Genomic DNA, 18,980 nt, shown 5'->3' on the forward strand with positions numbered 1-18,980 from the left:
AGAGATGGCATCGTGACTGTCGTACCACCGCAGGAGCCGGCGGCGGCTTCCATATCCCCGCCGAAGCGGGAGCCGGCCACGGAGGCCGACCTGGCCGCGGTGGCCGCGCAGCTCGGACGCCCGCCCCGCGGCACCCGGGCGGTGGCCCACCGTTGCCCGTGCGGCCTACCCGACGTGGTGGAGACGACCCCCCGGCTGGCCGACGGCACTCCCTTTCCGACGCTGTTCTACCTGACCTGTCCCCGGGCGACCGCGGCGTGCAGCCGGCTGGAGTCGGCCGGCCTGATGAAGGAGATGGCGGAGCGACTGGCCGCCGACCCGGAGCTGGCCGCCCGGTACCGCGCGGCCCACGAGGACTACCTGACCCGCCGGGACGCCATCGCCGAGGTGCCCGAGATCGCCGACATCTCGGCCGGCGGGATGCCCGGCCGGGTGAAGTGCCTGCACGTCCAGCTCGGCCACGCGCTCGCCGCCGGGCCGGGGGTGAACCCGTTCGGCGACGAGACGCTCGATCTGGTCGAACCGTGGTGGACGACCGGACGCTGCGTCGACGTGCCGGAGGCCGGGTGAGCGAGGGCGACGTCGTGGTCCGGCGGGCCCGGACCGCCGATGTGCGGGCGATCCGACGGCTGGTCGACACCTACACCGACGATCGCCGCCTGCTCAGCAAGGCCACGGTCACCCTGTACGAGGACGTGCAGGAGTTCCGGGTCGCCAGCCGGCTCTCCGACGGTGCGGTGGTGGGCTGCGGCGCGCTGCACGTGATGTGGGAGGACCTGGCCGAGATCCGTACCGTGGCGGTCGATCCCCGTTGCCGGGGCCAGCGAATCGGGCACCGGATCGTCGCGGAGCTGATCGACGCGGCACGGGAGCTGGGGGTGGCCCGTATCTTCGTGCTGACCTTCGAGACCCAGTTCTTCGGTTCGTTCGGCTTCACCGAGATCGACGGCGCCCCGGTGCCGCACCCGGTCTACGAGCAGCTGCTGCGCTCGTACGACGAGGGTGTCGCCGAGTTCCTCGACCTGGAACGGGTCAAGCCGAACACCCTGGGCAACACCCGCATGCTGCTACGCCTCTGACCGCCCCTGGCCCACCCGCGCCTCGCCCGCCCACGCCGACTCATGCCCTCACTCGCTGTGGCGGCCTGCGCCGGGTCCACTCACTACCTCGCCGCCTTTGCTCTGCTTACTTATACGCACAGCTTTACTCTCGGTGATTGCTGGACCGGAGCGGACCGGATCGGAAGCACGGACAACCCCTGCTCATTACGGTTGTGCGTATAGGTAAGCAGAGCAAAGGACGGTAAGGGCAAGGTGGGTGGCTCGGCTGCTCAACTTCGGAGAGTCACCCCGGGCTTGGCTACTGTCCGTGGCCGGAGAGGTGGGGCGGGGGTGGCGGTAGGGTTTTCGTCGTGACGACGCGTGTGGCGGCCATCGACTGTGGCACCAACTCGATCCGGTTGCTGGTGGCCGACCTGCCCGACCCGTCGGCCGGACCGGCCGCACCACTCGTCGACAAGTGCCGGCGGATGGAGATCGTCCGGCTCGGCCAGGGCGTGGACGCCACCGGCCGGCTCGCTCCGGAGGCGATCGAGCGAACCCGCGTCGCGCTCGCCGAATACGCCGCCGAGATCGAGAAGCTGGGTGCCGAGCGGGTACGGATGTGCGCCACGTCGGCCAGCCGGGACGCGGAGAACGCGGCTGACTTCCGCAGCATGGTCGAGCAGACGCTCGGCGTCGCGCCGGAGGTGGTCAGCGGCGACGAGGAGGCGCGGCTGTCGTTCACCGGAGCCGTGCGCGGCCTGCCCGCCGCCGCGCCGTCGCCGTACCTGGTGCTGGACATCGGTGGCGGCTCGACCGAGTTCGTCGTCGGTACCCGGGACGGTGGTGTCGACGCCGCTATCTCCATGGACGTCGGCTGCGTCCGGATGACCGAGCGGCACCTGCACGGTGACCCGCCGGGCCTGGACGAGATCGCCGCCGCACAGGCCGACATCGCGGTCGCGGTCGATCGGGCGCTGGCGGCCGTGCCGGGGCGGGAGGCCGCCACCCTGGTCGGGCTCGCCGGCTCGGTCACCACCGTGGTCGCGATCGCCGAGGGTCTCACCGGGTACGACCCGGCCCGCATCCACCACGCCCGGGTGTCGTACGACCGGGTGGCCGAGGTGACCGCTGACCTGCTGGCGATGACCCGCGAGCAGCGGCTGGCCATCCCGGTGATGCATCCCGGCCGCGCGGACGTGATCGGTGCCGGCGCGTTGGTGCTCCGGGTGGCCATGGAGCGGGCCGGCATGGCCGCTGTGATCGCCTCCGAGCACGACATCCTCGACGGCATCGCCTGGAGTCTCGCAAACGCGAACGGGAGGTATCGGCGCTAGCGCGAACAGGAGGTGAATGCCACTGTTCCGGCATCTTCCCGGCGGTGGTCACCGCGTGGCAGGCTACCCGCACGTAGGACCACTGGGCGACCAGCCAACGATGACTGACCGCTAGGAGGACGGGCCGATGGGCGAGATGGTGACCTACCGTGGTGATGGCGGCACGGGTGAGGGATATCTCGCGATACCTGCCACCGGCGCGGCAAGCCCGGCAGTGATCGTGATCCAGGACTGGTGGGGCCTCGTGCCGCACATCAGGTCGGTGGTGGACCGCTTCGCCGAGGCGGGCTTCGTCGCCCTAGCCCCCGATTTCCGGCATGGCGAGCCGGCTGGCAGGCCGAGTGAGCCGCGGCGGCTGCTCAACGGGCCGCAGATGGACGAGACGGCGCGGGAGATCGCCGCCGCCGCCGACTACCTCGCCGGCCGCGCCGAGGTCACCGGCAAGGTGGGTTGCGCCGGCTTCTGCGCCGGGGCCAGTCTGGCGCTGTGGGCGGCGAACTTCTCCGAGCGGATCGTCGCCACCGCCGCCTTCTACCCCCGGTTGCCCTGGGAGGGCATGCGTACCGAGTGGACCGACTACGCGGGCAAGGACGCGCTGGTGCACTGCTCCGAGGCGGACGGCACCTCCGCGGACCCGGGTGTGCAGGCGGTACGCCGGGCCATCGAGAACTCCGGCGGCACCTGCCAGCTGCACGACTACCCGGGCACCGCGCACGCCTTCTTCAACGAGGACCGGCCGGAGAAGTTCGACCAGCGGGCCGCCACCAGCGCCTGGGCGCGCACCCTGGAACTCTTCCGGGCCAAGCTTGGCTGAGACGCGTACCCCCGTCGAAGTTGTCGCCCGCGCCGCGCGGGCGACGGATCTGGCCGACCTGGACGCGGGCGTCGCCGACTGTTTCGCCTGCCCCCGGCTGGTCGACTGGCGGGAGGAGGTCGCCCGCACGAAGCGGGCGGCCTTCCGCGATCAGGAGTACTGGGGACGGCCGGTGCCCGGCCTCGGCGATCCGGCGGCCCGGATCGCCATCCTCGGGCTGGCCCCGGCCGCGCACGGCGGCAACCGCACCGGCCGGATCTTCACCGGCGACCGCTCCGGTGACGTGCTCTTCGCCGCCCTGCACCGGGCCGGCCTGGCCAACCAGCCGACGAGTGTGGCCGCCGACGACGGGCTGGCGTTGCGCGAGACGAGGATCTTCGCCGCCGTACGCTGCGCCCCACCGGACAACAAGCCGACCCCGGGAGAGCGGGACACCTGCGCGCCCTGGCTGCATCGGGAGGTCGAACTGATCCGGCCGACGCTGCGGGTGGTGGTGGCGCTGGGCGCCTTCGCCTGGGCTGCGTGGTGGCCGGCGTTACGTGCCGGGTACGGCGTCCCTCCGCCCAGCCCGCGACCGTCGTTCGGGCATGGGGCACACTGGTCCGGCACGGCCGGACCGGAACTGCTCGGCTGCTACCACGTCAGCCAGCAGAACACCTTCACCGGTCGGCTGACACCAGAGATGCTGGACGATGTGTTCGCCCGGGCGAAACTGCTGGCCGGGGTGGACTGAGGCGGCGGGGCGATGACGATGGCGGACGGTACGTGTGCCGTCCCGCCGTACGCCCCGATGGCCCGGAGGTAACCGATGGACGTGCTCCGCAGTTGGTGGCCGGTGACGGCGGTGATCGCCCTGCTCGCCGCCGTGACCCTGGCCACCGCGCACTCGTCGATCGGCGCGAGCCGGATACCGCCCGCCGTCAAGGATGCGCCCTTCGTGTTGGAGTACCCGAGCGGGGAGCCGCGTCCGTCGATCCCGGCCGAGCCCCGCGAGGCCGCCGAGGAGACCCGTACCCGAATCCCGTCCTGGCTCGGCACCGTGGCGGTGGCGGTGCTCGGGCTGGCGCTGCTCGCCGCCCTCAGCTATCTGCTCTGGACCGTGGCGCGGGGGGTGGCGCGTCGGGTCACCCGGGCACTGCCCGCGCAGCCGACCCGGCGCACCGCCGAGGGCACCGCCGCGGAGGTGGTGGCGGCCGTCGACGCCGGCCTGGTCGACCTGGACGACCGCGCCACCGACCCGCGGACCGCGGTGATCGCCTGCTGGGTACGCCTCGAAGAGGCCGCGGCCGTCGCCGGGGTGTCCCGGCTGACCGGCGACACCCCCACCGACCTGGTCACCCGGCTGCTCCGCGGTGATCCCTCCACCGGCGTGCCGGCGATCGTGAGTGCCGACGTGCTGGCCGACTTCGCGAACGTCTACCGCGAGGCCCGGTACGCCACCCGCCCGGTGGACGAACGGACCAGGGACCAGGCCCGGGTGGCCCTGCGCCGGTTGCGCGGCGAACTGACCGCACTGGCCGAGCGGGAGCCGGCGTGAGCAGCACGAGTATCGACGACCTGCTCAGCTTCTCCGAGGAGCGGCCGATCCAGTCCGAGCCGCGCCAGGGCGGGCGGCTGCGCACCGTCGCCGGGATGCTCGGTGTCACCGTGGCGGTGACGGTGGTGGCCGTCGCCGGGCTGCGCGCGGTCGGGCTGCGGGTGTCGTTGCTGGTGCTGGTCGCCGCCGTGATCGCGCTGCTTGTGGTACGCCGGATCGTCGCCACCCTCGCCCCACCACCGAAGTCCGGCCAGGGCGGTTCGTCGTCGCGGGGCGGCGAGGAGCCCGGCACCTACAACTGGGACGCCCGGGACGCGCTGCGAGTCGCGATCAACGGCTGGGCGACTCCACTGGAGTGGTCGAAGACGCGCCCCGAACGGTTCACCACCGTGATCCTGCCCCGCCTGGCCGAGTTGGCGGACGAGCGGATGCGCCTGAAGCACGGCGTCACCCGCGAGTCGGATCCGGCCCGGGCCCGCGCCCTGCTGGGCGACCGCCTGTCGACGTTCCTGGAAACCCCACCCCGCCGCACCCCTTCGCCGCGCGACCTCGCGGCGATCGTCGCCGAACTGGAGAAGATCTGATGAACGACGCCGGCCGGACGATGCCCCCCGCCGAGGTAGGTCGCCTCGCCCGGGCCGTACTGGACGCGGTGGGCCAGGTCGTGGTCGGCAAACGGGACGCCCTGGAGCTGGTGCTGGCCGGCATCCTCGCCGGCGGTCACGTGCTGCTCGAGGACCTCCCGGGGTTGGGCAAGACGCTCACCGCGCGGTCCTTCGCCCAGGCGCTGGGCCTGGATTTCCGGCGTCTGCAGTTCACCCCCGACCTGCTGCCCGCCGACGTCACCGGCTCGTTCCTCTACGACCAGCGCAGCGGTGACTTCACCTTCCGGGCCGGGCCGGTCTTCACCAACCTGCTGCTCGCCGACGAGATCAACCGGACCCCACCGAAGACCCAGTCGGCCCTGCTGGAGGCGATGCAGGAGAAGCAGGTCTCGGTGGAGGGCGTGACGTACCGGCTGGACGAGCCGTTCCATGTGCTCGCCACCGCAAACCCCATCGAGTACGAGGGCACCTATCCGTTGCCGGAGGCGCAGCTGGACCGGTTCCTGCTGCGGGTGTCGTTCGGCTATCCGGCACAGGACGAGGAGTGGGAGGTGCTGCGTCGGCGGATGGCGCGCCGCCGGGAGGAGGCCGACATCAAGCCGGTGGTCGACGCCGGCACGCTGCGCGCCATGCAGGCGGCGTTGGAGGACGTCGTGGTGGAGGACTCGGTGGGCCGGTACATCGTGGCGCTGACCGCGGCCACCCGCGAGCACCCGTCGGTGCTGGTCGGCGCCTCGCCCCGCGGTTCACTGGCACTGTTGCTGCTGTCCCGGGTACGGGCGGTGCTCTCCGGGCGGGACTACGTCGTTCCCGAGGATGTCAAGGACGTCGCGGCCCCGGCGCTGGCGCACCGGATCACGTTGCGACCGGAGATGTGGCTGCGTCGGGTCGATCCGTCCTTCGTGGTCGGTGAGGTCCTCGACGGCACCCCGGCGCCGGCCAGTGGCGCGCTGCCCAGCTACGCCGCCGGCCGGCCGGGAGACTGACCCGGCGTGAGCGAGCGGAGCGAGCGAACGGCACCGACCATCTGGACGCCCACCTGGGCGTTCGGCCGGGCGGTGCTGCTCACCGGCCTGCTGCTGGTCGCCGCGGTGCTGCTGGGACGGGTGGACCTGATCGTGCTGGCCGTCCCGTTCGCGCTCGGTACCGCGTACGCGTTGCGACGCCGCCCCGTCGAGCTGCCCCGGGTGTGGCTCAGCGCCGACGAGGATCACCTGGTCGAGGGCGGTGAGATGGCCGGGACGGTCACCGTCGGCAACCCGGGCGCGGTCTCCTACGACGTGGCGGTGCTGCGTACCCGGGTCTCACCGTGGCTGCGGATCGAACGCGCGGGTCTCGCCGGCAGCGCGGTCGTCGGCACCGGTCGACCCGCGGGTGCCGGTCGACCGACCGTGGCGGACCGACCGTTCGTCACGTCGGTCGCTCCGGACACCGCCGTCGACCTGGAACTGGCCGGCACCGCGCTGCGGTGGGGTCGGCATCCGCTGGGCCCGGCGGGTGCCCGGGTCGCTGCCGCGCAGGGCCTGCTGGTCTCGCGTGCGGTGATCGTCGAACCGGTCCGGTCGAAGGTGTACCCGAAGACCGAGCCGTTCGAGGCGGTCGAGGTGATGCCCCGGGCCGCCGGTCTGGTCGGGGCCCACCATTCGCGCCGTCCCGGTGAGGGCGGCGAACTCGCCGGGGTGCGGGTCTTCGCCCCCGGTGACCGGTTGCGCCGCATCGACTGGCGGGTGTCGCTGCGGGCCCGGCAACTGCACGTGGCGGCCACTCTCTCCGACCGGGACGCCGAAGTGGTCGTGCTGCTCGACGTGCTGGCCGAGGCGGGCCGCTCCGGTGGGGTCGCCGGTACGGCATCGGTGTTGGACACCACGGTCCGGGCGGCCGCCGCCATCGCCGAGCACTACCTGCACCGGGGTGACCGGGTGGCGCTGCTTGAGTACGGCCCGAGTGCCCGGCGGCTGCGCCCCGCGACCGGACGACGGCAGTACCTGACCGTGCTGGAGTGGCTGTTGGACGTCAAGGCCCAGTCCTCCCCGCACGAGCCGTACGACCACGTGTTCGGCCCGCAACTGCTCTCCGCGGACGCGCTGGTGGTGGTGCTCACCCCGCTGCTGGAGGAGCGGTCGGCGCAGATGTTGGCCCGGTTAGCCCGTTCGGGACGGTTCGTGGTGGCCGTCGACACGCTCCCGGTGGACCTGTCACCACCGAAGGATCGGGGCTGGGCCGAGGTGGCGTACCGGCTGTGGAGACTGGACCGGGACACGATGATCGCGCAGTTGCGTGAGCACGGGGTGCCGGTGGTGCCGTGGGCCGGCGCCGGCAGTCTCGACCAGGTGCTACGCGACGTGGCAAGGCTGGCCACCGCCCCTCGGGTGGGTGGCCGGTGATGGGGTCGGTCATCGGGCGGGTTCGGGCGTTGCGGACCGTCGCGGCGCGGGTCTCCCTGGCACCCGTGCTGGTCCGGTTGGGGATCTTTCTCAGCGCACTGGTGGGGTTGCTGCTGGCGTACCCCGCTGAGGTCGTGGTCGGTGAGGCGCTGGGCCCGCTGGTGGCGGTCGCGGTGCTGCCGGCCCTGATGCCGCGCCGGCTCTGGCCGACCTTCGCCGCGTTGGTCACGGTCGGCGGCTGGCTGCTCGCCACCGACGGGTACGGCCGGCCGATCGCGTTGTGGCGGCTGATGGCGGTGGCCGTGGCGCTCTACCTGACCCACACGCTCTGCGCGCTGGTGGCGGTGCTGCCGTACGACGCCGTGGTGGACCCGGACGTGATAGTGCGTTGGCTCACCCGGGCCGCCGGAGTGTTGCTCGCCACGTCGGTGCTCGGTGTGCTGCTGCTCGAATTCTCCGGCGCCCAGGCCGGTGGCGGCGGCTGGCAGGCGGTCACGGTGGCCGGTCTGCTGCTGGCCATCGGGGTGACCGCGTTGCTGGCTGGGCTGCTGCGACGCAGGTGATCGAGGGGTCGTCGGGGTCCGAGTGACCGGCGGTGTAGTCGCGCCAAGCGTGGTTACCGTGGCCGGCGTTAGCGGCGTCACAGCCGCCTTGTGCTCGGTCACAGAAGGGGGCCGCACGCGGGATTACCGCCGTCGGTGGGGGAAAGATGGTAGGCGTGAATCCGAAGCGGATCCTTGTGGTGGGCGCCGGGCACGTCGGTCTCTACGCGGCGCTGCGCCTGTCGAAGAAGCTGAGTTCCCGTGAGGCTGAGGTCGTCGTCGTCGACCCCCAGCCGCACATGACGTACCAGCCGTTCCTGCCCGAGGCCTCGGCGGGAAACATCTCCCCACGGCACTCCGTGGTACCGCTGCGTCGCGAGTTGCGTCGGTGCAAGGTGGTGGCCGGTGCGGTCACCCGGATCGACCACGCGAGCAGGACCGCCACGGTGCAGCCGATCATCGGCCCGCCGCGCGAGATCACCTACGACCACGTGGTGGTTGCCCCCGGCTCGGTCTCCCGCACACTGCCGATCCCCGGCCTGCACGAGCACGGCATTGGCTTCAAGACCATCGGTGAGGCCATCTACCTGCGTAACCACGTGCTCGAACAGCTCGACGTGGCCGCCGCCACGACCGATCCGGAGGTACGCCGTCGGGCGCTGACCTTCGTCTTCGTCGGCGGCGGGTACGCCGGTATCGAGGCGCTGGCCGAGATGGAGGACATGGCCCGCCACGCGCTGAAGTACTACCCGGAGCTGAACACGTCGGACATGCGGTGGGTGCTTGTCGAGGCCACCCAGCGGGTGCTGCCGGAGGTCGACCGGGACATGGGCGCCTACACGGTGCAGCAGTTGCTGAAGCGGGACATGGACATCCGACTCGACACCCGGCTGGAGTCCTGCGTCGACGGGGTGGTCAAGCTCTCCGACGGGGACAGCTTCAGCGCGGACACCATCGTCTGGACAGCCGGGGTGAAGCCGTCACCGATGCTGGACGCGACCGACTTCCCCCGCGAGGAGCGGCGCCGGGTCACCTGCCTGCCGACGTTGCAGGTGGTCGACGGTGACCGCGTGGTCGAGGGCGCGTGGAGCGCCGGTGACTGTGCCGCCGTACCGGACCTGACCAAGCCGCCGGGCAACTACTGCTCGCCGAGCGCACAGCACGCGGTACGCCAGGCCCAGCGGATGGCCGACAACATCGTCGCCGTGATCCGGGGTCGCGCGCCGGTGCCCTACAAGCACAAGCACGCCGGCAGCGTGGCCAGCCTCGGCTTGCACAAGGGCGTGGCCCAGGTCTACGGCATCAAGATGACCGGCTGGCCGGCCTGGTTCATGCACCGGACGTACCACATGAGCCGGATCCCGTCGCTGAACCGGAAGGTCCGGGTCGTGGTGGACTGGACGCTGGCGTTCGTCCTCAAGCGTGAGGTGGTGGCCCTCGGCCAACTGCACGACCCGCGCGAGGAGTTCGCCGAGGCGTCCCAGCCACCGTCGAAGGTGTGAGTGAGCGGTAGCCCTCTTCCCGGAAGGGGGCTACCGCGTCTCTCGGACCCGCCAGAACCAGGCGTCGGCCATCCTGGTCGACGGGCCGTAGAGCCCCTCCAACGTCAGGCGCAGACTGTCGGCGTGCGCGGTGTCGGCCGCCAGCACCACGCACGAGGCACCCCAGTGCTCGACATCCGCCGCGGCGCGGCGACGCTGCTCGTCCCCGACAACCGGCCGGAGACCGCTGCGGGCCACGTCGGCCAGGAGCGCGGAGGTGGGTCGCGGGGCGACGCCCATCGCCGCGCTGCCGCCCCGGCCATGCGGGCCGATGAAGAAGCCCTGCGGCATGCTGAACTCGGCGTTGGCTGCGGCCGCCCACCGCATCGGCCAGGGCTCCTTCGGTGTGGCCAGTGGTACCGGTACCAGGACGCCGCCCGGCTCGACACACGTTCGCCAGTGGCCGGCGGTGATGAACTCCGGGACCGGCGGTCTCTGGGTGGTGGGCAGCGGTGCCGGGACCAGCGGCACCACCGCCACGGCCACCGCGACCAGCGTCAGCCGACGGGCACGGTTCGCGCCGCGCAGCGCCCGGTCGACCGCCAGCACCAGCAGCGTCGCCATCAGCGGCGGTACGGCCAGGGCGAACCGCATCGGTAGCGCGCCGTCGACCACCGGCACCCCGCCGAGCAGGGCGTACGGCCCGGGCAGGCCAGTGCCTGCGCCGTCGAAGACCACCTCGGGGCCGAGCGACAGCCCACCCATCACGAGAATGCCGGCGGTGCAGGCCAGCACCAGCGGGCGGCGTCCCAGCCAGCCGGCGCAGCCGACGGTGACCACCAGCAGCGGCCAGCCCAGGAAGGTGTTGTACTCGGCCGGGCCGGTACTCAGCCGGGCGGAACTGTCGTCCCCGACCAGGGAGAGCGGTGAGATCGCCCACCAGCTACCCAGGTCGGCCGAGAAGTAGTGCGGGCTGAACATGCCGTCGGCTACGCCGAGGGGCCCGGCGAACTGGAACCACAGCGGGCGGGCGAGCACCAGCAGGGCCGCACCGGTGGCGAGGGCCACCGCGCCGGCGAAGGCGGGCAGCGCGCGGCGGGCGAGGTCGCGGTCCGCGAGGACCATCGTCACCGCCATCACCAGGAGGGTGAGTGCGGCGAGGAACAGCACCTCTTCGCCGATGAACACCTGGACGGAGACGGCAGCGGCGAGCCCCATCGCGGAGGTGGTCAGCCGCCGCCGGTCCGGAGCGCCGGTCGGCAGGCCGGCGGCCGGCGTGGGCCGGGCGGCAGGGTCGGCGGCCCGCAGCAGGCGTACCACCAGCCAGACGATGACCGGCAGCAGCCACTGCGCCGTCATGTGCAGGTGGCTGTTGCTCTGGGACACCATGCCGGGGGCGAAGCCGCACAGCGCGCCACCCAGCGTCGCGGCGGCCCGGTGGGCCCGCAGCGTACGGCTGAACAGGAGGTACCAGGCGGTCGCGGTGCCGGCGAGGTTGACCGTCATCAGCAGGGCGAAGGTGACCGGAGCGCCGAACAGCAGGGTGACCGGGGCGAACACCACACCGAGGGCGATGACCGACGTGTTGGCCATCAGATTGACGCCGTCGGGGGCGTTGAGCCGGTCGGTGGTCAGGCCGAAGTCGCCCAGCAGCGCCCGCGCGTCCACAGCCAGGAACCACTCGTAGAGCACCTGGTCCTCGGGGTTGAGGGCGAGCACCAGTCCGGCCGGGTCGGCCCAGAGCCGGTGGGTGAGCGTGCCGGCGAGCGCCGCGAAGAACAGCCCTGCCAGCAGGTCTGTCCGGTACCGGGCGGCGGTCCGCGCCAACCGGGTGAGCTGCCGCCGGCGTACCCGGGCGAGGGGGTGATCCGCCTGCGTCGCCACGTCGTCGGTGGGGGCGATGGGTGCGCGGCTGCTCACGGCCTCGACCCTAGTGGCGGTGCCCGACGGGGGACGCCGCAGTGGCGACGAACCCGCTACCGTGGCACTGCACCGTGCGTGCCGGCGCGCAGGTGTCACCCGCCCGGGTGGTGGAACGGCAGACACGGCCGCCTTAAAAGCGGCTGCCGCAAGGCGTGCGGGTTCGACCCCCGCCCCGGGCACTCCCGCCGCCCGCAGAGCCCGTGGTGACGAACCGCACCGGGCACTCTCAGCGTTCGCTCAGCCTTCCGATCACCACGGGGCAGTGCTGGGCGTTTACTCTTGTAGCGCGCGTTGACGTGCCACGACCCCCTTAGGGAGGCCAGACAGTGAAGACTTCGAACCCGGTGCTCGCCCGGCTCGGTCAGGCGGCCGAGCGGGAGCGGGCCGCCGGGTACGCCCCGTCCGGGCCGTACGGACAGCCCGGCTATCCCCAGCAGGTCCCGCCGCAGGCCGGTTACCCCGGCGCGCCGGGCTTCCCGTCGGCCCCGCCGGCGGTCACCCCCATGTCGATCGACGACGTGGTGGTCAAGACGGTCACCCTCCTGGCCATCCTCGGCGTCGCCGCCGCAGCGGCGTGGGCGCTGGTGCCCGACGCGCTGCTCGGCGTCGCGTGGATCGGTGCGGCCGTCGTCGGCCTGGTGCTCGGCATGATCATTTCGTTCTCCCGGATGGCGAATCCGGCGCTCGTCGTCGCGTACGCCGTCGTCGAGGGTGTGCTCGTCGGAGCGTTGAGCAAGTTCTTCGAATCGCTGTACGACGGCATCGTGCTCCAGGCGGTCACCGCCACCTTCGGTGTCTTCTTCGTGATGGCCATGCTCTACAAGGCGCGGGTCATCCGGGCGACGCCGAAGTTCGTCAAGGGCATGATCGCGGTGATGGCGGGCCTGTTCGCCGTCATGCTGATCAACCTGGTGCTGGCGCTCTTCGGCGTCAACACCGGCCTGCGTGACGGCAGCCCGCTGGCCATCGGATTCAGCATCGTCTGCATCGTGGTGGCCTCGCTGAGCTTCGTGCTCAGCTTCAAGGAGGTCGAGGACGGCGTCCGGATGGGCCTGCCGCAGCGCTACTCCTGGGTTGCCGCGTTCGGCATCCTGGTCAGCCTGATCTGGCTCTACATCGAGATGCTCCGCCTGCTGAGCTACTTCCAGGGCGACGACTGACCTCGCCGCCCGACATCCCGACCGGCGCCCGCCCCACCCGGGGCGGGCGCCGTCGTCTTTCCCCACCCTCGTCCCCACCCACCCACCCTGCGTGGATCTTGCACTTGTTGCCGCGGCATAACGGGCCACAAGGGGTGTTTCGGCGACCGCATGTGCAAGATCGGCAAGCTAGAGGGCGGGGTGCGTAGAGTGCGGGACGTGGTGGGTGGAGGTGGGACCGAGCGGGGGGTGGAGGTCGTGCGGGGGGTGGAGCTGTTGGTGGGGCAGGTCAGCCACTGGCAGCAGCCACGGTGGTCGGCCCCCGCATCGGTCGGCAACGTGTCCCGGGCGGATCTGGTGCACCGGCTGGTGCAGGAGATCGCCAACCTCGCCGCGGACGCGGAGGGGCAGCCACGTCGAGCCGTACCTCGGCTCGACAACGACCTCGCCCTGCCCGACCAGCTCCGGGTGGTCGCCGCCGATCTGCTCGCCGCGGATCCGAGCGAGGAGGCCCTGAGCCGGGCCGCCACCGAAGTGGCCGCGACCCGCACCGCGCTCTAGCGACCCGACCGCGCCGCACTGGGCTGACCCCGCCCTCCCGGGCCTCGACCGCGTCGTGCCGGGCCTCGACCGCGTCGTGCCGGGCCCCGACCGCGCCGGCCGTGCCGGGTCGACCGTGCCAGCCCGATCGGCCTGACCGGGCCTCAGGAACCGCGGTCTGCCCAACGACCCCCCATGCGGTCGCGACATGCGGCAAGCCGGGGTCTACCGCCGACTTGATGGCCCGAGTTGCCGCATCTCGCGACCGCGATCGGCGGTCGGGATCGGCGACCGCGATCGACGGTCGGGATCGGCGACCGCGATCGGGGGTCGGGATCGGCGATGGACGATGCCGCCCAGTCGCGTCGTCAGCTCAGGCGCTCGACGACCATCGCCATGCCCTGGCCGCCACCGACGCACATGGTTTCCAGGCCGATGGTCGCGTCGTGCCATTGCAGGGCGTTGAGCAGCGTGCCGGTGATCCGGGCGCCGGTCATCCCGAACGGGTGACCGACGGCGATCGCGCCGCCCATCACATTCAGTTTCTCCTCCGGGATGCCGAGCTGACGGTACGAGGGGATCACCTGGGCGGCGAACGCCTCGTTGATCTCGACTAGGTCGACGTCGTCGATGGTCATGCCGGCGCGTTCGAGTGCCTGCCGGCTCGCCTCCACCGGGCCGAGGCCCATGATCTCGGGCGACAGTGCGGTGACACCTGTGGAGACGATCCGCGCCAGCGGAGTGATGCCGAGTTCCTCGGCCCGCTGGGCGCTCATCACGACCACGGCGGCGGCCCCGTCGTTGAGCGGGCAGCAGTTGCCGGCGGTGATCCGGCCGTCCGGGCGGAAGACCGGCTTCAGCTGGGAGACCGCCTCCAGGGTGACTCCGGCTCGGGGGCCGTCGTCGGTGCTGACCACCGTGCCGTCGGGCGTGGTGACCGGGGTGATCTCACGGGCCCAGAAGCCGTCGGCGATCGCCTTCTCGGCCAGGTTCTGGCTGCGTACGCCGAACGCGTCCATGTCCGCGCGGCTCACGTCGTACACCTGGGCGAGGTTCTCGGCGGTCTGCCCCATGGCCAGGTAGACGTCGGGTAGGGCGTCCTTCTCGCGCGGGTCGGTCCAGACCGGCGCGCCGGCCTCGGCGCGGGACTGGGACCGCTCGCGTGCGGGCGCGAAGCGGGGGTTCTCCCAGCCGCCGAGCAGGGCCTGTGCCTCGGGCGGCAGGCCGTCGGAGCTGCCGCGCGCGTACCGGGAGACCAGTTCGACGCCGGCGGAGATGAAGACGTCGCCCTCGCCGGCCCGGATCGCGTGCATGGCCATCCGCGTCGTCTGCAACGAGGAGGCGCAGTAGCGGGTGAGGGTTGCGCCGGGCAGGCCGTCGAGGCCCATCAGTACGGCGACCACGCGAGCCATGTTGAAGCCCTGTTCGCCGCCGGGCAGGCCGCACCCGAGATAGAGATCATCGATCTGTCGCGGGTCGAGCTGCGGCACCTTGTCCAGGGCAGCCTGCACGATGGTGGCGGCCAGATCGTCCGGGCGGAGGTCACGTAGGGACCCCTTGTGGGCCCGGCCGATGGGGGAGCGGGCGGTGGCGACGATGACGGCGTCGCGGGACGACTCAATCGGCATACCGTCACGTTAACTCGCCGGTAACTTGCGGCGGAAGTTTTCCGTCGGCCGGGAAATGTCACCCCGCCAACCGGACGAGCAGACCTGTCAGTGTCGTGGGGTGACGGCCGCGGCGGCGACCACCGCGGGCAGCAGGGCGTGGGCCCAGACCCGGTAACCGTCGGCGGAGGGGTGGTAGCCGTCGTGGCAGAAGGTGCCGGCGTCGGCCCGGAACACCGGGCCCGTCTCGGTGGCCAGGTCCACCACCGTCCCTCCGGCGTCGAGCACCGCACCGGTTTGCGCCCGGGCGACGCGGTGCCCCATCCAGCCGACGACCTGCCGCAGCGGCGACGCGATCGCGCGTACGGCGCCGAGATCCGGGCAGGTGCCGACCACGACCTCGACACCGGCATGACGCAGCCGGTGCACGGCCGCGCCGAGATAGGCGGCGGCCTCGGTCGGCCGGCGCATGCTGGTGACGTCGTTGGCTCCGACCAGGATGACCGCTACGTCCGGTCGCTCGCCGAGCAACGCCCGCGCCACCTGGGTGGCCAGGTCGGTGGAGCGCGAACCGGAGACACCGACGCTGGACAGGTGAACCTGACGCCCGCCCGGCCCTTCGGCGAGCAACTCCGCCAACTGCCCGCCGATGGTGTCGCCGAGCCGGTCCACCCCGACGCCGAGGGCGGAGGAGTCACCGAGCAGCACCAGGCGCAGCGGTGGGGCACCAGCCCGACCGACGGTCGCCCGCAGGGCCAGGCCGAGTTCCGGCTGGGCGTAGCGGCGGTTTCGCGCCACCACGGCCTCACCGGCGAGCACCGCGGCCCCGCCGAGAGCGCCCGCGAGCAGGGAAAAGGCGGCGGTACGGGCGACCCGCGCGGCGGCCCGGGTGCCCGGAGGGAGACTGGTCATGCCGCCACCCTCGCGCCGGAGCCGGACCGGCTCCTGATCCGCTCGGTCATGAGAATCCTTCCACTGCGGGTGAGTCGACGGTGGGGGCTGACTGCGGCGCCGGACCGACACCGAAGAATCCCCGCCGGCGCAACTGCGCCCAACGGCCGGCCGGACCGCTCTCGCTGCCCCGGACCTGCGTACCGCTGACCTCCGTCCCCGGGTGCCGAGCCGCCTCCTGCGCGGCCTTCGGCAACGACCGTACGCCTTCGAGCCGCGTTGGCGAAGGCCTGCGTTCGGCACCGTGGCCCAGTGCGGAGAGCACCGTCGGCAACAGGGCGGCGGCCGCCGCCGCATATCCCTCGGCGGAGGGATGGAACCGGTCCCAGCCGAACATTCGCCCCGGCTCGGCGGTGAACCGGGGACCGAGCAGGTCGCCGAGGGAGACCGTCCAACCACCGGCCGACACCACGGCGACCGTCTGCGCCGCCGCGAGTTGCCGGCTCCACCGGCGGGCCAACCAGCGCAACGGCGGCTGGATGGGGCGGATCGCCCCCAGGTCCGGGCAGGTCCCGACGACCACCTCGGCGCCGCTCGCGCGCAGTGCCCGGACCCCCTCGACGAGGTACCGCACGGCCAGGGCCGGCGGGGTGCGGTTGGTGACGTCGTTGCCGCCGATGAGGATGACCGCGACCTCGGGGTCGCACTCCAGGGCCGCCTCCACCTGGAACTTCAAGCCGGCCGAGATGGCACCCACCACCGCGAAGCGGTGCAACCGGACGGGACGCTGGAGACGCCGGGACAGCCCGGTGGCCAACAACGCACCCGGCGTCTCTCGGCGTCGGTGCACCCCGTAACCGGCGGCCGACGAGTCGCCGAGAACGACCATGGTGATCGCGGGTCCGGGGAACTTCGCGCCGTAGACGCCGTCGCAGCGTGGTGGCGGTGCCTCGGCCATCGGAATGGTGCGCCGGGCCTGCCGGGCCTGACCGAGGAGCACACCTGTCGTCGCCGCCGCGGCCGCCACCGTGGCGCCCGTGCCGATGGCCGCCACACGGGCCACCCGCAGGGCACGCTGCCAGCGCGGACGATCCGGTACGACGGAACCAGCGACCCCCATACCGTGACACTAGCGCGGCTGTCTGACGCCCTGCTGTCATCGTCGCGGCGCTCCGGTGCCTGGAAAACGACCGCATTGGGTACTTGGATGGACGTTGTTGCGGCGGCGCGTCACGCTGCACGTGGAGAGGAGCACGACGATGGCTAAGACGTTGAAGCGAGGTGCCGCGTTCGTGGCCCTGGCACGGGCGATGACCGCCGGTGCCCGGGGTGGGCCGTCCCTCGGCGCCCGGATCGGGGCGCTGCCCAGGATGATCGCGGCCACCACGCGTGGCCAGTACGACGGCGGGCTGCGGCTGGCCATGATGACCGCCGCCACGGCGTACATCGTCTCGCCGATCGACGCGGTGCCGGAAATGTTCCTCACCGTGTTCGGGCTGATCGACGACGCGGTGATGGTCACCTGGCTGGCCGGTGCGGTGCTCGCCGAGACCGAGCGCTTCCTGGAGTGGGAGGCACGTCGCAGCACCGTGGTCCCCGGCCACGTGGTGCCCTGACCGACGTACCCTGGGCGGGAATTCCACCTGGTTCACCCGCCCGGCCTGGCGTGCCGGTGCCGGAGCGAAAGGGCACAACGAGGTGCAGTACTACGACAACGTCGTCGAAATGATCGGCAACACGCCGCTGGTACGGCTACGCAACGTCGCCGAGGGCATCCGGGCGACGGTGCTGGCGAAGGTGGAGTACCTCAACCCCGGCGGGTCGGTGAAGGACCGGATCGCGCTGCGCATGGTGGAGGACGCCGAGGCGGCGGGGATCCTCCGCCCGGGCGGCACCATCGTCGAGCCGACCAGCGGCAACACCGGCGTCGGGCTGGCCCTGGTGGCCCAGCTCAAGGGCTACCGCTGCGTGTTCGTCTGCCCGGACAAGGTCAGTCAGGACAAGCAGGACGTGCTGCGGGCGTACGGCGCCGAGGTGGTGGTCTGCCCGACCGCCGTCGCGCCGGAGGACCCCCGCTCGTACTACAACGTCTCCGACCGGCTGGCCCGGGAGATCCCTGGCGCGTGGAAGCCGAACCAGTACGCCAACCCGGCGAACCCGCGCTCGCACTACGAGACCACCGGCCCGGAGCTGTGGAAGCAGACCGAGGGGCGGATCACCCACTTCGTGGCCGGAGTGGGCACCGGCGGCACCATTTCCGGCATCGGGCGTTACCTGAAGGAGGCCTCCAACGGCACCGTCAAGGTCATCGGTGCCGATCCGGAGGGTTCGGTCTACTCCGGCGGCACCGGCCGGCCGTACCTGGTCGAGGGGGTCGGCGAGGATTTCTGGCCGGAGACGTACGACCGAGACGTGGCCGACCAGATCATCGAGGTCTCGGACAAGCAGTCCTTCGAGATGACCCGGCGACTGGCCCGCGAGGAGGGGCTGCTGGTCGGTGGCTCCTGCGGGATGGCGGCGGTCGCGGCGTTGGAGGTGGCGCGCGCCGCCGGCCCGGACGACGTGATCGTGGTGCTGCTGCCGGACGGCGGTCGGGGCTACCTGTCCAAGATCTTCAACGACGCCTGGATGGCCCGCTACGGCTTTCTCGACGCCTCCGGTTCGGAGCCCACCGTGTCGGAGGCGCTGGCCGGCAAGCCGGGCGGCCTACCCGAACTGGTCCACGTGCACCCGACCGAGACGGTCCGCGACGCCATCGACTACATGCGCGAGTACGGCGTCTCGCAGCTGCCGGTGCTCAAGGCCGAACCGCCGGTGGTGACCGGCGAGGTGGCCGGCTCGATCGCCGAGAAGGACCTGCTCGACGCGCTCTTCACCGGCCAGGCGCACCTGCACGACACGATCGAGCGGCACATGGGGGCGCCGCTGCCGATGATCGGCGGCGGCCAGCCGGTCAGTGAGGCGGTGAACCTGCTGGAGAAGTCCGACGCCGCGCTGGTCCTGATCGACGGCAAGCCCAAGGGCGTCCTAACCCGCCAGGACCTCCTAGCCCACCTAGGCGCCCGCTGACCCCCAAACCCCCACCCCACCCCACCCCACCCCCAACACCCGCGTTGATCATGAGGTTAGCGGCACCGTGG

19 protein-coding genes and 1 tRNA gene are annotated in these 18,980 nt (G+C 72.1%); 16 read left to right on the forward strand and 4 right to left on the reverse strand.

What is annotated here, in order from left to right:
- The first annotated feature begins 12 nt into the window (after positions 1-12).
- From AB0J93_RS13945 to AB0J93_RS13995, 11 genes are all read left to right on the forward strand, one after another.
- A complete protein-coding gene (locus tag AB0J93_RS13945) occupies positions 13-570 on the forward strand; it encodes a DUF501 domain-containing protein (protein ID WP_363921639.1) in 558 nt (185 codons plus the stop codon).
- Positions 567-1,079, forward strand: a complete 513-nt coding sequence (locus tag AB0J93_RS13950; protein ID WP_363921641.1) for an amino-acid N-acetyltransferase — start codon at positions 567-569, stop codon at positions 1,077-1,079. Before AB0J93_RS13945 ends, AB0J93_RS13950 begins: the two co-directional genes overlap by 4 nt.
- Before the next feature lie 344 nt (positions 1,080-1,423).
- Positions 1,424-2,377 (forward strand): Ppx/GppA phosphatase family protein, encoded by a 954-nt coding sequence (locus AB0J93_RS13955; protein WP_363922045.1) that lies wholly within the window; start codon positions 1,424-1,426, stop codon positions 2,375-2,377.
- Positions 2,378-2,504: 127 nt separating this feature from the next.
- Positions 2,505-3,191, forward strand: a complete 687-nt coding sequence (locus tag AB0J93_RS13960) for a dienelactone hydrolase family protein (RefSeq protein ID WP_363921643.1) — start codon at positions 2,505-2,507, stop codon at positions 3,189-3,191.
- Positions 3,184-3,924 (forward strand): uracil-DNA glycosylase, encoded by a 741-nt coding sequence (locus AB0J93_RS13965; RefSeq protein WP_363921645.1) that lies wholly within the window; start codon positions 3,184-3,186, stop codon positions 3,922-3,924. The genes AB0J93_RS13960 and AB0J93_RS13965 overlap by 8 nt, the downstream gene beginning before the upstream one ends.
- A 75-nt stretch (positions 3,925-3,999) precedes the next feature.
- Positions 4,000-4,728 (forward strand): DUF4129 domain-containing protein, encoded by a 729-nt coding sequence (locus tag AB0J93_RS13970; RefSeq protein WP_363921647.1) that lies wholly within the window; start codon positions 4,000-4,002, stop codon positions 4,726-4,728.
- On the forward strand, positions 4,725-5,312 hold the full coding sequence (locus AB0J93_RS13975; protein WP_363921649.1) for a hypothetical protein: 588 nt from the start codon (positions 4,725-4,727) through the stop codon (positions 5,310-5,312). The genes AB0J93_RS13970 and AB0J93_RS13975 overlap by 4 nt, the downstream gene beginning before the upstream one ends.
- Complete coding sequence (locus tag AB0J93_RS13980; RefSeq protein ID WP_363921651.1) at positions 5,312-6,319, forward strand: MoxR family ATPase; 1,008 nt, start codon at positions 5,312-5,314, stop codon at positions 6,317-6,319. The genes AB0J93_RS13975 and AB0J93_RS13980 overlap by 1 nt, the downstream gene beginning before the upstream one ends.
- 6 nt (positions 6,320-6,325) lie before the next feature.
- Positions 6,326-7,717 carry a DUF58 domain-containing protein gene (locus tag AB0J93_RS13985; protein WP_363921653.1) on the forward strand — a complete coding sequence of 464 codons (1,392 nt, stop codon included), beginning with the start codon at positions 6,326-6,328 and terminating at the stop codon, positions 7,715-7,717.
- On the forward strand, positions 7,717-8,280 hold the full coding sequence (locus AB0J93_RS13990; RefSeq protein ID WP_363921655.1) for a hypothetical protein: 564 nt from the start codon (positions 7,717-7,719) through the stop codon (positions 8,278-8,280). Before AB0J93_RS13985 ends, AB0J93_RS13990 begins: the two co-directional genes overlap by 1 nt.
- Before the next feature lie 155 nt (positions 8,281-8,435).
- Complete coding sequence (locus AB0J93_RS13995; protein WP_363921657.1) at positions 8,436-9,761, forward strand: NAD(P)/FAD-dependent oxidoreductase; 1,326 nt, start codon at positions 8,436-8,438, stop codon at positions 9,759-9,761.
- A 30-nt stretch (positions 9,762-9,791) separates the two neighbouring features.
- Here the strand turns inward: AB0J93_RS13995 and AB0J93_RS14000 are convergent, their stop codons facing one another.
- Entirely contained in the window at positions 9,792-11,660 is a 1,869-nt protein-coding gene (locus tag AB0J93_RS14000) for a hypothetical protein (protein WP_363921659.1), read from the reverse strand.
- Between the two features lie 101 nt (positions 11,661-11,761).
- On the opposite strand from AB0J93_RS14000, the gene AB0J93_RS14005 reads away from it, so the two are divergent.
- The 3 genes from AB0J93_RS14005 to AB0J93_RS14015 all read left to right on the forward strand — a co-directional run bounded on the left by AB0J93_RS14005 (position 11,762) and on the right by AB0J93_RS14015 (position 13,363).
- Positions 11,762-11,842 (forward strand) — tRNA-Leu (locus AB0J93_RS14005).
- Positions 11,843-11,989: 147 nt separating this feature from the next.
- Positions 11,990-12,823, forward strand: coding sequence for a Bax inhibitor-1/YccA family protein (locus AB0J93_RS14010; protein ID WP_363921661.1), 834 nt, complete (start codon positions 11,990-11,992; stop codon positions 12,821-12,823).
- A 150-nt stretch (positions 12,824-12,973) separates the two neighbouring features.
- Positions 12,974-13,363: a hypothetical protein gene (locus tag AB0J93_RS14015; RefSeq protein WP_363921663.1), complete on the forward strand. Its 390-nt coding sequence runs from the start codon at positions 12,974-12,976 to the stop codon at positions 13,361-13,363.
- Between the two features lie 347 nt (positions 13,364-13,710).
- Here AB0J93_RS14015 and AB0J93_RS14020 read toward each other — a convergent pair whose 3' ends face one another.
- From AB0J93_RS14020 to AB0J93_RS14030, 3 genes are all read right to left on the reverse strand, one after another.
- A complete protein-coding gene (locus AB0J93_RS14020; RefSeq protein ID WP_363921665.1) occupies positions 13,711-14,970 on the reverse strand; it encodes an acetyl-CoA C-acetyltransferase in 1,260 nt (419 codons plus the stop codon).
- Between the two features lie 87 nt (positions 14,971-15,057).
- Positions 15,058-15,861 carry an SGNH/GDSL hydrolase family protein gene (locus AB0J93_RS14025; protein ID WP_363921667.1) on the reverse strand — a complete coding sequence of 268 codons (804 nt, stop codon included), beginning with the start codon at positions 15,859-15,861 and terminating at the stop codon, positions 15,058-15,060.
- Positions 15,862-15,907: 46 nt separating this feature from the next.
- A complete protein-coding gene (locus AB0J93_RS14030; protein ID WP_363921669.1) occupies positions 15,908-16,960 on the reverse strand; it encodes an SGNH/GDSL hydrolase family protein in 1,053 nt (350 codons plus the stop codon).
- A gap of 139 nt (positions 16,961-17,099) precedes the next feature.
- On the opposite strand from AB0J93_RS14030, the gene AB0J93_RS14035 reads away from it, so the two are divergent.
- Entirely contained in the window at positions 17,100-17,456 is a 357-nt protein-coding gene (locus AB0J93_RS14035; protein WP_363921671.1) for a YkvA family protein, read from the forward strand.
- 82 nt (positions 17,457-17,538) lie between these two features.
- A complete protein-coding gene (locus tag AB0J93_RS14040) occupies positions 17,539-18,909 on the forward strand; it encodes a cystathionine beta-synthase (protein WP_363921673.1) in 1,371 nt (456 codons plus the stop codon).
- The last annotated feature ends 71 nt before the right edge of the window (positions 18,910-18,980 follow it).

The sequence above is a fragment of the Micromonospora sp. NPDC049374 genome (assembly GCF_040677165.1).
GTDB lineage: Bacteria > Actinomycetota > Actinomycetes > Mycobacteriales > Micromonosporaceae > Micromonospora.

What these genes read in the sequence shown, in the direction of transcription:
- AB0J93_RS13990 (WP_363921655.1), top strand. Translation starts at nt 7,717, where the DNA reads ATGGGGTCGGTCATCGGGCGGGTTCGGGCGTTGCGGACCGTCGCGGCG.
- AB0J93_RS13970 (WP_363921647.1), top strand. Translation starts at nt 4,000, where the DNA reads ATGGACGTGCTCCGCAGTTGGTGGCCGGTGACGGCGGTGATCGCCCTG.
- AB0J93_RS13960 (WP_363921643.1), top strand. Translation starts at nt 2,505, where the DNA reads ATGGGCGAGATGGTGACCTACCGTGGTGATGGCGGCACGGGTGAGGGA.
- AB0J93_RS13980 (WP_363921651.1), top strand. Translation starts at nt 5,312, where the DNA reads ATGAACGACGCCGGCCGGACGATGCCCCCCGCCGAGGTAGGTCGCCTC.
- AB0J93_RS14035 (WP_363921671.1), top strand. Translation starts at nt 17,100, where the DNA reads ATGGCTAAGACGTTGAAGCGAGGTGCCGCGTTCGTGGCCCTGGCACGG.
- AB0J93_RS14025 (WP_363921667.1), bottom strand. Translation starts at nt 15,861, where the DNA reads ATGACCAGTCTCCCTCCGGGCACCCGGGCCGCCGCGCGGGTCGCCCGT.
- AB0J93_RS14030 (WP_363921669.1), bottom strand. Translation starts at nt 16,960, where the DNA reads ATGGGGGTCGCTGGTTCCGTCGTACCGGATCGTCCGCGCTGGCAGCGT.
- AB0J93_RS14015 (WP_363921663.1), top strand. Translation starts at nt 12,974, where the DNA reads ATGTGCAAGATCGGCAAGCTAGAGGGCGGGGTGCGTAGAGTGCGGGAC.
- AB0J93_RS14020 (WP_363921665.1), bottom strand. Translation starts at nt 14,970, where the DNA reads ATGCCGATTGAGTCGTCCCGCGACGCCGTCATCGTCGCCACCGCCCGC.